Origin of the sequence: Nostocoides sp. (assembly GCF_035343835.1) — a bacterium.
GTDB lineage: Bacteria > Actinomycetota > Actinomycetes > Actinomycetales > Dermatophilaceae > Nostocoides_A > Nostocoides_A vanveenii.
In genome coordinates this window covers 1-12,166 of the sequence record NZ_DAOQZV010000081.1, presented here as the reverse complement: position 1 = coordinate 12,166, position 12,166 = coordinate 1, and the positions used below count along the sequence as shown (strand labels likewise).

Here is a 12,166-nt window from a genome sequence, read left to right as displayed (position 1 = left end):
GTCAGCGCGAGGCGCATCGCCCGCGCACGCCCGATGCTCGCGGCCACGAGCGCGGTCGCCCCGCCGTCGGGCATCAGGCCGATCTTGGTGAACGCGAGCATGAAGCTCGCTGCCTCGCTGGCCAGCACGTAGTCGGCGGCGAGCGCGAAGGAGACGCCGACACCGGCAGCCACCCCGTTGACCAGGGCGAGTATTGGCGTGCGGGTCGCCGTCATCGCGGCGACGACGCGGCCCGCGGAATAGAGCGTGGCGGTATCGATCTCCAGTGGGCCGTCCGCCGGGACCGCCAGGCTTGCGCCCGCGCAGAAGCCCCGGCCCGCGCCGGTGAGCGTGATCACCCGCACGCCCGGGTCGGCGTCGAGCCGCTCGAGCGCCGCCGTCAGATCCGCCAGCATCGGCGCGTCAACGGCGTTGAGCCGCTCGGGCGCATCGAAGGTCAGGGCGGCGATATCGCCCGCGAGGCGGACGCGGATCATGCCTGGTGGCTCTGGGCGGCCGGGCGATGCGCCCGGCGGCGCTCGCGGGCATACACATCGGTCATCACGGTGGCGACGACGTCGATGGCGTCGAGGACATCGTGTAGACGCGTGCGGAAGTTGGCCACACGTTCTGGACGGTCCGGGCCTTCGGCAAGCACGCCGAGATTGTCGGCCAGTTGCAAGGCCGTGCCGAACAGCAGTGAGGACACCGGCTCCTCGGAGGAGACCCGCTTCTGGGCGACGAACTGATCACCGAGTTTGAGCGCGTCCTTGGTGACCTTCGCCTTCTCGATCGCCCCCGTCTCCGGATAGTCCATGAGCACGTCGGCGACGATCTCGTAGGCCTCGAAGAAGGGTCGCAGCGTGAAGGGGGAGAAAAGGGGCCACATCGCCGTCAGAGTGCGGCGGACGTCGAAGTCCGGTGCCGCGAGACGCTCTTGCCAGTCCGGCAACGAGCGGGTCATCTCCGCGTCAACCCGGCTGCGATACTCCGACTTCTCCTTGAAATAGAACTCGAACTTGAGCAGGTCGCGCAGGCGGTCCACGGCGGCCCAGAAGGCCGCAATCCGATCCGGGCCGGGGTCGGCCTCGCGCTCGGCCAGCACGAGCGACATCTCGCAGATGGCGGAGATCAGGAAGCGATGGACGATCGCATTGCGATAGAAGGTCGCGGCGAGCTGGTCATCGGGCTTGATCAGCCAGACCCGGTCCCGTGCCCCGTCCACGCGTGTCACAGTGCCCGAAGAGGCGAGCGCGGCGAGCACCTGCTCGACACCTGTGGCAGTGCGGAGGTTGGCGACACTCGACGCCAGCGGCACCGACCGCGCGTCGAGATAGTCCAAGACGCGGGCCAACGCCGTGGTCACCTGGGCAGCGGTCATCGCCGTGCCTTGCACCCCGAGCAGGATCGTGGTGACCAGCGCCGTTGAGGTCACCGGGGTTGCTTCGTTGATCCGCCAGGCGACCTCGAAGGCGAGCTTCTGCAGGGCCAGCTTGCGCTTGGCCGGATCAGTCGCGGTCTCGCCATTTGGTGGGCCCATCAGTGAGCGGATCATCACCGGCTCGGGGAAGCGGACATAGATCTTGCCGAAGTTGTTCGAGCCCTGCGCCTTGATGAAGTTGTAAAGCCAGGAGAAGCCCTCGGCCGCCTTCTTGCCTCCGCGGGCGTATTCGGCATACTCGCCGATCTCGTGGAGTTGGTCGAAGGTGATGGACACCGGCTGCAGGGCGATGTCGTCGGAGCGGCCCTCGATATAGGCATCGGCGACGAACCCGAGAATGCCCAGCTTGGGGGGAAGCATCTTGCCGGTTCGCGAGCGCGTCCCTTCGATCGACCAACTGAGGTTGAAGCGCTTCTCGGCGAGGTAGCCGACATATTCCTTGAGGATGAACTTGTAGAGCGCGTTGTCGCCGATCGTGCGCCGGATGAAGACAACGCCGGCGCGACGCATGATCGAGCCCATCGGCCCGAAGGACATATTGATGCCCGCGAAGAGATAAGGCAGCGGGAAGTCGTTCTCTTCCAGGCACGCGGTGAAGACCAGGTTGTCAAGATTCGAACGATGTGACCACAGAAAAGAGACGGGGTGGTCGGCGGTGGTCCGGCGCAGCCGGTCGATCTCGTCGGGCATGGTGTCGATCTGGGGGTCGAAGCCCCGGCCGAAGACCGCCCGACCGACCCGCGGGAAGACGTCGACGAAATAGCGGCTCCAGCCGGTAGCGAGTTCGTCGAGGATCTCCTCGACCTTCTCGGTCGTCACCGTGACCGGGCCCAAGGTGGTGCGCAGATTGGCCAGGCCCGCCTGGAAGTGCCGGGAGGCGAGCATCTCGTCCTTGACCAGCTTGGCCGACTTGAACTGCGGTCCGAGCAACTGGGCGTCGGCGCGCTGCAGGGCCAGCCGGCCCCGGCGCCCGACGTAGCGAGCGAAGGCCACCGGATCCTGGCTGGCATCGCCGCCACCTTCGGCGAAGCGATCCCGCACCCGCGAGAGAGCGGCCGGCGTCCCGATGACAATCCGGCCGCGGTCCGGGTCGCTCCGGGCAATCTGGGCCTGCTGGCGCTCCTTGGGCTTGTAGGGATTGCGGCCGCGGACCAGGTCGGTGACGCTGACCTTGCGTGAGCCGTCCTGATGTTCGGCCGGCAGCCAGGTCACGCCGATCGGCACCAGGAGCGCGTCTGCGTCGCCCTCGATCCGGCGGCTCAGGCCCGTGAAATCGCCGGTCGTCGATGCCCCACGGGGCAGCACGAAGAGGTCCATCCCACCCGGATGACTGCCCAAGTGTTCATCGACCCAGGACCGGATCAGCCTCTCCTCGACCGGGGTGCGTGCGGTGCCCACGGCGACGATTGGCTGGTCTGGGGCGTAGGCGAGGTCCGCCGTGCCGGCGCTCATCGCGGTCCGGCAGGAGGAAAGGCCCAGAGCGGGCAGGTGCGCGAGCGATGCATGGGGCCCTTTCTACAGCAGTTCGATAATGGTTGCGTTGGCCATGCCGCCGCCTTCGCACATGGTCTGCAGGCCGTAGCGGATGCCGTTGTCCTTCATGTGGTGAAGCATCTGGGTCATTAGGCGCGCCCCCGATCCACCGAGCGGATGGCCGATCGCGATTGCCCCGCCATTGGGGTTGAGCTTGGCGGGGTCCGCGCCGGTCTCGGCCAGCCAGGCCATGGGCACGGGCGCAAAGGCCTCGTTGACCTCGAAGACCCCGATGTCGTCGATCGTCAGGCCGGCCTTGGCCAGCGCCTTGGCGGTGGCGGGGATGGGCGCGCTGAGCATCATCACCGGGTCGTCGCCGGCGAGGACGCCGGTGTGGAAGCGAGCGATCGGCGTCAGTCCGAGCGCGGCGGCCTTGGCCGAGGTCATCATCAACAATCCGGCGGCCCCGTCGCTGATCTGCGAGGCATTGCCGGCGTGCACCGTGCCGTCCTCGCGGAAGACCGGCTTGAGGCTCGCGAGCGACTCCGGGGTAGTGCCTCGGCGCAGGCCCTCGTCGACCTCCAGCCGGCCACCGCCCGGGAGGTCGACCGGCGCATACTGACCGATCAGCCGGCCGGCGTCGATGGCATCGGCGAGCTTGGCGTGGGAGGCGCTCGCGAACTCGTCCTGGGCTTGCCGGCTGAAGCCCCACTTTTTAGCCATCATCTCCGCGCCGATACCTTGGTTGAAGGTGGGCACGCCATAGCGCTCGAGCACCGAATCGGCATACACCGGGCCGAACTCGCCGCCCGCCATCGACGCCCCCAGCGGCACCGCGCTCATCACCTCGACGCCACCGGCGACGACGACGTCGTACTGGCCGGCGATCAGGCCGGCAGCGGCGAAGTGGACGGCCTGCTGGGAGGACCCGCACTGGCGATCGATGGTGGTGCCGGGCACACCTTCGGGCCAGCCGGCCGCGAGCACGCTGTTGCGGGCGATATTGAAGCCCTGACTGCCGACCTGCATGACCGCGCCCCAGATGACATCGTCGACCTCGGCGGGGTCGATGCCGCTGCGTTCGGCGAGGGCCGTGAGCACGTGCGCGGACAGATCCTGCGGGTGGACGGAGGCCAAGGATCCCTTGCGCTTCCCCACGGGGGTCCGGACGGCCTCGACGATGACGGCATCACGCGGTGACATGGGGTTCATCTTGCCTGTCCGGCGCGCCGGTAACCACGTCGGCTGTGTCACGTTGTCGCGGGCGACGGGTCAGCGCGGCGCCATCCGGATCGCCCCGTCGAGACGGATGGTCTCGCCGTTGAGCATCGGGTTGGCGATGATGTGCCCGACCAGCGCGGCGTACTCGCTCGCGTCCCCGAGGCGGGCCGGGTGCGGGACTTGCGCACCGAGCGAGTCCTGGGCATCCTGCGGCAGGCCGGCGAGCATCGGCGTCTTGAACAGTCCCGGCGCGATGGTGGTGACCCGGATCTTCAGGGCGGCGAGGTCACGGGCGATGGGGAGCGTCATACCGACCACGCCACCCTTGGACGCGGCATACGCGGCCTGACCGATCTGGCCCTCGAAGGCGGCGACGCTCGCGGTGTTGACAATGACGCCGCGCTCCTCGCCGATCGGGTCGGCCTCGGCGATCGCGGCCGCGGCGAGGCGGATGACGTTGAAGGTGCCGACCAGATTCACCATGACGACCGCGGTGAACAGATCGAGCGGGAAGGGCGACCCGTCGCGGCCGACGGTGCGCGCCGGCGGGGCGATGCCTGCGCAGTTCACCGCGACGCGCAGGGTGCCGAGCTCGGCGGCCCGCGCGACCGCGGCCTGGACGTCAGCCTCCTTGGTGACATCGGCCGGCGCGAAGGCGACGCGCTCGCCGAGTTCGGCCGCGACCTCCGCGCCCTTGCTGCTGGGCAGGTCGAGGATGACGACCGACGCGCCAAGGCCGAGAAGTTGACGAGTGGTGGCCAGGCCGAGCCCGGACGCCCCTCCGGTGACGAGGGCGACGCTGCCGCTGATGTCCATGGTCAAGCACCTTTCTTGCTTTGCGTATGCCGTGGTGTGTCGTGCGTATGCCGGCGCGGCCGGGTCGGGGCGCGCCGGCGCTGGTCAGGCGGCCCGCAGCTCACGCAGGCCGGGGAGGACCTGCTCGGCGAAGGTGCGCAGGAAGCGCTCCTGGTCATCGCCAGGGGCGTGGAAGACGAGGTGGTCGAAGCCGAGGTCGGTGTAGAAGCGGACCGCCTCGACGACCGCGTCGGCCTCGCTGGCCACGATCCAGCGCTTGGCGACCTGCTCGATCGGCAGCTCGTCGGCCGCCGCCTCCATCTCGGCCGGGCTGTGGATGCTGTGCTTCTGTTCGGCGGTCAGCGAGAGCGGCGCCCAGAAGCGGGTGTTCTCGAGGGCGGCCTGCGGGTCGGGGTCCCAGGAGAGCTTGATCTCGATCATCCGCTCGATCGGATCCTCGGCCCGGCCGGCCTTCGCGCGTCCTTCGGCGACCGCGGGGATCAGCTCATCGGCATACAGCTCGCGACCCTTGCCGGAGGTGCAGATGAAGCCGTCGGCGACGCGGCCGGCATACCGGGCAACCATCGGGCCGCCCGCCGCGACGTAGACGGGCACCGGGTCCTCGGGGCGATCGAAGATGCGCGCGCCGACGGTGTGGAAGTAGTCGCCATCGAAGGTGACCTCGTCCTCGGTCCAAAGCCTGCGCATCACGGTGACGGCCTCGCGCAGCCGCGCGAAGCGTTCCTTGAACTCCGGCCACTGCTCGACAGCGCCGACCGCGATCTCGTTGAGGGCCTCACCGCTGCCGACCCCGAGGAAGACGCGACCGGGAGCCAGGCAGGCGAGGGTCGCGAACTCCTGGGCGACGACCGCCGGGTTGTAGCGGAAGGTCGGGGTGAGCACGGACGTGCCGAGGGTGATCCGCTCGGTGCGGGCCGCGACATACGCCAACCACGCAAGAGCGTTCGGCGCGTGCCCGCCGGTCAGCCGCCAGGGTTGGTAGTGATCCGAGATCGACGCGCTGTCCAGTCCGACCTGTTCGGCCAGCACGGCATAATCCGCCAGCCGCGCCGGCGCGAACTGCTCCGCCGACGCCTTGTATCCGATCCGTATGCCCACTCGTTGCTCCTTCAACTGACGTCTCACTCGAAAACGATGGCGTCCAACTCGACCTCGACCTGCCAGCGCGGGTCGAGCAGGCCGGCGACGACGACCACGGTGCTCGCGGGCCGCACGTCGTGGAAGACCTCGCCGTGGGCCTGGGAGACCGGTTCGGCGGCGTCGGCGCTGGTGATGTACTGGCGGGTCCGCACGACATCCGAAACGCTCCCGCCGAGCTCGGTCAGCGCGCCGATCGCGATCTCCCAGCATCGGCGGGCCTGGTCGAGGGGGTCGAGCACGATGCCACCGTCGGGCCAGATCGGGGCGGTGCCGCTGACGGCGATGTGATTGCCCACCCGGACGGCGCGACTGAAGCCGATGGTCGCTTCATACGGTGAACCGGACGAGGCATGGCGACGATCCATTGAACTGCGACTCTCCTTTGAGTTGACGCCCGGGATGAGGGGTGCCGAGCCGGCGACTTAGCGCAGGTTAGGTGTCCTTCAGCATGGTCGACCCTGCTGGAAGACACCTAACCTCTGCTAGCAGTGTTACGAAACCACGGACGGACGGGGTCCCCACGAAGTATCGGAGCGACGAAGGAGCGGAGAACTTCGAGGGGTGTCCTAGCAGCAATTAGGGACGGGGGTCAATGCTGGCCGATGTCGCGCAGGAGCGCCTGGAACCACTCGACCTGCGGGTCGAAGGCCTTGGCGCCGCGGATCCGCGGGAACTCGATCGCCCGCAGCTCGTCGCCGGCCTCCTCGTCCTCGCCGACCACGCCGCTCTCGCCGCGCAGGGCCGCATCCACCGCGAAATCGGTGCAGCGCTTGATCAAGGCGAGGTCCTCGTCATTGGCCGCCGCCGACCGGGCGAAGTAGCCCGACTTCTGGACCATGACCTTCTCGGCGCCGATCGCGGCCGCGAACTGCTTGGCGAACCAGGCACCCGGGTTGACCTTGTCGAGCATGACGTGGCCGAACGGGTCACGCGGCACCTCATCCCCCGCGGCCTCCATCTCGGCGACGACGTCCGCGACGCCCGCTCCCTCGGACAGGAAGATGTTGACGCAGCCGATCTCGTCCATGGTGGCGCGCAGTCGCGCACCCTCGGCGGCGATGTCGATGTGCGACTCCGGGACATAGACCCCGTGCACATCCCACCGCTGCTGCGAGTTCCCGATCCCCGGCACGTATGCCTGCTCCCCCACCCACGCGTGGTAGCGCCGGGCGGTCTCGGCCGTCAGCCATCCGCAGTGGCGCCCCATGACCTCGTGGACAATGAGCATCCGCGGATTCGAGGTGTGCTCGCCGATGATGTTCTTGGCAAAGATGGCCCCCTGCTCGGCCGCCGTCCAGGCGCCGAGGGTCTGCCGGATCGGGACCACGTCGTTATCGATGGTCTTGGGCAGGCCGACGACCTGGAGCTCGTAGCCGTTCTCGTGCAGGTAGGCCGCGAGATCGGCGGCCGTCGTGTTGGTGTCGTCCCCGCCGATCGTGTGCAGCACGTCAACGCCGTCCTTGGTCAGCTGCTCGGCGGCGACATGCAGGGGGTCCTGGCCCTCCTTGACCAGGCCGCGCTTGACGCAATCGGCGACATTGGTCAGCTTGACGCGCGAGTTGCCGAGCGGGCTGCCGCCGAAGTGGTGCAGCAGGTGGGCGCCCTCGCGCACCTCGGCGGTGACGGGCAGCGAGTTGCCGGTGAGCAGGCCGGCGTAGCCATCGAGATAGCCGATGATCTCCACCTCGGGAGCGGTCTCGGTGTAGCGCTCGATCAGGCCACCGACGGCACTGGACAGGCAGGGGGCGATGCCGCCGGCGGTGAGCATGGCGACCTTGCGAACGGGCATGACGAACCTTTCGGGAAGGCGAAGGTGACGTGCTCCCATCCTTCCACTCCGGCATACGGTCGGCGAACCGGCCGTCGTCACATGCTCCGATTCGGCGCCGTGGGTAAGCGCAGACCGATCCTCATCATGGCGTCGATCGCCGACATCCCGCAGCGGTCAGGCGGCTGCGTCGTCCCGCCAGGCAGGTAGGAGCGCGGCGTCAGCCGGCGGCGCAGGGCCGGGCGACGGTCTCGGCCGGCGGGGCGACGCGCTTGGGCGGCCGGGGAACCTGGGACTTTTCCAGGAGAGAGGTGAACCCGTTGCCGATGACCAGGTCGACTCCACTGCCCTCGCGGGCGTCCTGTTGCATCCGGGCACCGGGCAGGTTCTGCTGCACGGTGGCGGCGGTATCCGCGCCGTCCGGGCCGAAGCGGATGACCGCGATGTCATCGGGTAGGAAGCTGCGCAGCGGGTCGTTGCCGACGGTGCCGAGGTGGAATCCGCGGCTGGCCAGGTCGTCGGCGACCGTCGCGGCGAGGCCGGCGCGCCAGGTCGTGTTGTAGACATTCACCGTGATCTCGCTCGGCAGCGGGGCCGGCGGCGGCGGGACCGGCTTCAGCCCGGTGAACCCGTAGCCGATCACGACCTCGACCGTGCTACCACCGCGGCCGTCGTTCCACGTGCGGGCGCCGGGAATCTGTGCCGCAACGAGCAGCGCCTGATCCAAGCCCTTGGGGCCGTGGTAGATCATCGCGGCCCGCTTGATGTAGACGCCGTCGGGCGCATTGCTGACGTCCTTGACGACGAATCCCCGCTTGGTCAGGGCCTTGGCGACCTTGCCGCCCTGTCCGGCGGTCTCGTTGGAGTTGGTGACCAGGATGTCGAAGGAGTCGCGGGCCGGGGCCGGGACGACGGCCGAGACACACGCGATGGCGGGTTTACGGGTGAGCAGGCCTGCTCCATAGGCCCCGGCCACGCTCGCTCCACCGACGATCAACCCAGGCAGGGTGATAAGCAGCACGAAGCGGCGCCGTTGGCGCCAGCGGATGGCACGCCGTGCGTCGTCCGGTGCCACCGGGACCTGCGTCATCCGTCCTCGTCCCTTCGCTCGTGTCACTGAAGGCTCATTCTGCCTCACTGGTCACATTGATCACTAGCGCAACACAAGTCACACTGATGAACTTTGATAACAGTTCTGTGACGTCCTCCGAGTGTTGACGCTCAGCGGCGGCGGGCGGTTGGCCGAAGGATCGTCACAGTCGAGACACGGCGCTGGGTCCTGGGGTGGTCAGCGGCCGGTGCCGGCGTAGACGACGGCTTCCTGGTCGGAGTCGAGACCGAAGGCCGTATGCACGGCGCGCACGGCCTCATCAAGCCGGTCGTCGCGCATGACCACCGAGATGCGAATCTCGGAGGTCGAGATCATTTCGACGTTGATGTCGGCCGCGGCAAGGGCCTTGAAGAAGGTCGCCGACACCCCCGGGTTGGACTTCATGCCCGCCCCGACCAGCGACAACGTCCCGATCTGGTCGTCATACAGCAAGGAGGCGAAGCCGACCTCGTCCTGGATCTTCGACAGGGCCTGCATGGCCGCCGGCCCCTCGCTGATCGGGACGGTGAAGGAGATATCGGTCAGGCCGGTCTCAGTCGCGGAGACATTCTGGACGATCATGTCGAGATTGATCTCGGCGTCGGCGATCGCAGCGAAGATCTGGGCGGCCATACCGGAGCGGTCGGGGACACCGACCACGGTGACCTTGGCCTCGCTACGGTCGGTGGCGACCCCGGCAATGATGGGTGCTTCCACGGCTTCTCCTTCGGGAGCGGGCTGGTCGGTGACGAGAGTGCCCTCCTTGCTGGTGAAGGAGGAGCGGACATGGATGGGGATGTCGAAGCGGCGTGCATACTCGACGCTGCGCAGGTGGAGCACCTTCGAACCGCTGGCCGCGAGCTCGAGCATCTCCTCGGCGGTGATCCGGTCCAGCTTGCGCGCTGCTGGAACGATCCGCGGGTCGGCCGTGAAGACGCCGTCGACGTCGGTGTAGATCTCGCAGACGCTCGCCCGCAGCGCGGCAGCGAGCGCGACGGCGGTCGTGTCCGACCCGCCGCGCCCGAGCGTGGTGATCTCCTTGGTTTCCTTGCTGACACCTTGGAAGCCGGCGACGATGACGATGTGCCCCTTGCCGAGGGCCTCGGTGATCCGGCCGGGCGTGACGTCGATGATCTTGGCCCTGCCGTGCTGGGCGTCGGTGATGACACCGGCCTGCGAGCCGGTGAAGGAGCGCACGCTGTGTCCCTGGTCGGCGATGGCCATCGCCAGCAGCGCCATCGAAATCCGCTCTCCGGCGGTCATCAGCATGTCGAGCTCACGCGGGGGCGGCATCGGGCTGACCTCGCGTGCGAGGTCGAGAAGTTCGTCGGTGGTGTCGCCCATCGCGGAGACCGCGACGACGACGTCATTGCCTTCCTTGCGCGTGTCGATGATCCGGCGCGCGACGCGTTTGATGCTCTCGGCGTCGGCGACCGACGAGCCACCGTATTTCTGGACGACGATCGGCACGGCTGACAGCTCCAGGTCGCTAGGGGCAGGGGCGCGTCCACTCTAAGGAGGCGACGCGGCAGACAACCGCATTTTCCGTATGCCGGACCCCCGCGCTCGTGACGGCGCCCCCAGCCCGCCGAGGCGGTGGCCGGTCAGGGGTGCAGTGCGTCGAACTCGGCCTCGGCGACGATGTCCTCGTCGGCGTCGAGCCGGACGTGCGCCAGCAGGGAGTGCAGCACGCGCAGGGCCATGGCCGCCCGCTCGCCCCAGTCGGACAGATAGCTGAACTGCCACCACCACAGGGCTTCGATCCGGTTGCCGCGGTCGTAGTGCCGCAGGCCGTGATCGAGGGCGGCGACGACGGCGGCGAAGTCGGCGCTCAACGAGCCGGTGGTCAACTCGTGAGTGGTCACCGGGTCGACGAGGTCGGCATAGGTGTCCAACCCCTCGAAGACGTTGAGGATCGCGGACTGGAGGGCGTCGACATCGGTGTCCGGGCCGTCGTCGGGCTCGAAGCGCTCGCGCAGGACGACGTCCTGGACCGCACCGAGCCGGGCACCGGTGACAAGGACCTGCGAGGTCGCGAGGAGGGCCAACGATAGAGCCGCCTCGGGGCTGGTGCCGGAGGCGATCTCGGTCATGGTGTCGAGGAAGGCCCGAGCTTCGAGGGCGGAAATCTCGGCGAGCTGGGCGAGATCCGCGGTGTCCGGGGCGTCGGTGTCGGTGACGCTGGTGTCGATGGCGTCGGTCCGGTCAGGCATCGATGAGTCTCCGTCCTTCGAAGGCGCGGCCCAGGGTGACTTCGTCGGCATACTCCAGGTCGCCACCGACGGGCAGGCCGGACGCCAGCCGGGTCACGCGCAGGCCGAGCGGCCGCAACTGGCGAGCGAGATAGGCGGCGGTCGCCTCGCCCTCGATATTGGGGTCGGTCGCGATGATGACCTCGGTGATCTCGTCACCACCGAGGCGGCGCATGAGCTCGGCGATGCGCAGCTGATCGGGACCGATCCCGTCGATCGGGCTGATCGCGCCGCCGAGGACGTGGTAGCGACCCTTGAACTCGCGCGTGCGTTCGATCGCGACGACGTCCTTGGGTTCCTCGACGACGCACAGGGCGTGGGTGTCGCGCCGCGGGTCGGCGCAGATGCGGCACTGGGTGTCCTGGGCAACATTGCCGCACGTGCTGCAGAAGGTGACCTTGTCCTTGACCTCAGACAACGCCGTGATCAGGCGCTGGACCTCCGCTGCCTCGGCGCTGAGCAGGTGGAAGGCAATGCGCTGGGCGCTCTTGGGGCCGATCCCGGGCAACTGCCCGAGCTCGTCGATGAGGTCCTGGACCACGCCTTCGTACACGTGATCACCCTATGCGCTCACACCGACAACAGCGCCCGACGCGCCCCGGCGCCCGCTTGCGCGGGACCGTATTCGCCGTCGGCCGATCTCGCCGAAGGGAAAGCGGTCAGGCCCCGGCTGAGTGCCCGGTCAGCTCTCGTCGCCCTCGGACCAGATGACGGTCCCACCAAGCACGCGCTCGATCACCGGGCGGCCGACCTCGCCGAGGGCGATGAGGTCCTCGTCGTCGTCGCTGATCAGGTCCTCATCATCGATGTCCGCATCAACGGCCGGATGCTGAGTGCTCAGCTCGGTCGCCCCCCGCCCGGCGGGGGCTGGACGGGAGGATTCACCGGTGTTCGCGCCACTGGCCGGCCCACGCGCGCCCGGGCCCGACCCATGTCCGACCTGTGTGGCCCGGGCCGATTGCGACGACCCCCCGGGCGAGGAGTGC

The 12,166-nt window shown here is 68.6% G+C and carries 11 protein-coding genes and 1 pseudogene; all 12 read right to left on the bottom strand.

Going from position 1 to position 12,166, the window contains the following annotated elements; all coding sequences use genetic code 11:
* Positions 1 to 476, bottom strand: a 476-nt coding sequence (locus tag PKH97_RS07715) for an enoyl-CoA hydratase-related protein (protein ID WP_324386824.1), incomplete at its 3' end; no start/stop codon positions are given.
* Complete coding sequence (locus PKH97_RS07710; protein ID WP_324386823.1) at positions 473 to 2,872, bottom strand: glycerol-3-phosphate 1-O-acyltransferase; 2,400 nt, start codon at positions 2,870 to 2,872, stop codon at positions 473 to 475. The genes PKH97_RS07710 and PKH97_RS07715, both read right to left, overlap by 4 nt.
* A gap of 63 nt (positions 2,873 to 2,935) precedes the next feature.
* A complete protein-coding gene (locus PKH97_RS07705; protein ID WP_324386822.1) occupies positions 2,936 to 4,096 on the bottom strand; it encodes an acetyl-CoA C-acyltransferase in 1,161 nt (386 codons plus the stop codon).
* Positions 4,097 to 4,165: 69 nt separating this feature from the next.
* A complete protein-coding gene (locus PKH97_RS07700) occupies positions 4,166 to 4,930 on the bottom strand; it encodes a 3-hydroxyacyl-CoA dehydrogenase (protein ID WP_324386821.1) in 765 nt (254 codons plus the stop codon).
* Between the two features lie 84 nt (positions 4,931 to 5,014).
* Positions 5,015 to 6,028, bottom strand: coding sequence for a glucose-6-phosphate dehydrogenase (coenzyme-F420) (gene fgd, locus PKH97_RS07695; protein WP_324386825.1), 1,014 nt, complete (start codon positions 6,026 to 6,028; stop codon positions 5,015 to 5,017).
* A gap of 23 nt (positions 6,029 to 6,051) precedes the next feature.
* Positions 6,052 to 6,435, bottom strand: coding sequence for a RidA family protein (locus PKH97_RS07690; RefSeq protein WP_324386820.1), 384 nt, complete (start codon positions 6,433 to 6,435; stop codon positions 6,052 to 6,054).
* A gap of 224 nt (positions 6,436 to 6,659) precedes the next feature.
* Positions 6,660 to 7,859 carry a pyrophosphate--fructose-6-phosphate 1-phosphotransferase gene (locus PKH97_RS07685; protein WP_324386819.1) on the bottom strand — a complete coding sequence of 400 codons (1,200 nt, stop codon included), beginning with the start codon at positions 7,857 to 7,859 and terminating at the stop codon, positions 6,660 to 6,662.
* A gap of 199 nt (positions 7,860 to 8,058) precedes the next feature.
* The gene (locus PKH97_RS07680) at positions 8,059 to 8,928 is read right to left on the bottom strand and encodes a LytR C-terminal domain-containing protein (protein WP_324386818.1); all 870 of its coding nucleotides are present in this window, start codon (positions 8,926 to 8,928) and stop codon (positions 8,059 to 8,061) included.
* Between the two features lie 198 nt (positions 8,929 to 9,126).
* Entirely contained in the window at positions 9,127 to 10,398 is a 1,272-nt protein-coding gene (locus PKH97_RS07675; RefSeq protein WP_324386817.1) for an aspartate kinase, read from the bottom strand.
* Positions 10,399 to 10,532: 134 nt separating this feature from the next.
* Positions 10,533 to 11,141, bottom strand: coding sequence for a DUF5063 domain-containing protein (locus PKH97_RS07670; protein ID WP_324386816.1), 609 nt, complete (start codon positions 11,139 to 11,141; stop codon positions 10,533 to 10,535).
* Complete coding sequence (recR, locus tag PKH97_RS07665; protein ID WP_324386815.1) at positions 11,134 to 11,733, bottom strand: recombination mediator RecR; 600 nt, start codon at positions 11,731 to 11,733, stop codon at positions 11,134 to 11,136. Before recR ends, PKH97_RS07670 begins: the two co-directional genes overlap by 8 nt.
* A gap of 129 nt (positions 11,734 to 11,862) precedes the next feature.
* Positions 11,863 to 12,166, bottom strand: a pseudogene (locus PKH97_RS07660) (DNA polymerase III subunit gamma and tau); the annotation flags it as partial.

Bases quoted from the DNA above. Each gene is read 5' to 3' on its own strand.
- PKH97_RS07710 (WP_324386823.1), bottom strand. From the start codon at position 2,872: ATGAGCGCCGGCACGGCGGACCTCGCCTACGCCCCAGACCAGCCAATC.
- PKH97_RS07705 (WP_324386822.1), bottom strand. From the start codon at position 4,096: ATGTCACCGCGTGATGCCGTCATCGTCGAGGCCGTCCGGACCCCCGTG.
- PKH97_RS07700 (WP_324386821.1), bottom strand. From the start codon at position 4,930: ATGGACATCAGCGGCAGCGTCGCCCTCGTCACCGGAGGGGCGTCCGGG.
- PKH97_RS07690 (WP_324386820.1), bottom strand. From the start codon at position 6,435: ATGGATCGTCGCCATGCCTCGTCCGGTTCACCGTATGAAGCGACCATC.
- PKH97_RS07685 (WP_324386819.1), bottom strand. From the start codon at position 7,859: ATGCCCGTTCGCAAGGTCGCCATGCTCACCGCCGGCGGCATCGCCCCC.
- PKH97_RS07680 (WP_324386818.1), bottom strand. From the start codon at position 8,928: ATGACGCAGGTCCCGGTGGCACCGGACGACGCACGGCGTGCCATCCGC.
- PKH97_RS07670 (WP_324386816.1), bottom strand. From the start codon at position 11,141: ATGCCTGACCGGACCGACGCCATCGACACCAGCGTCACCGACACCGAC.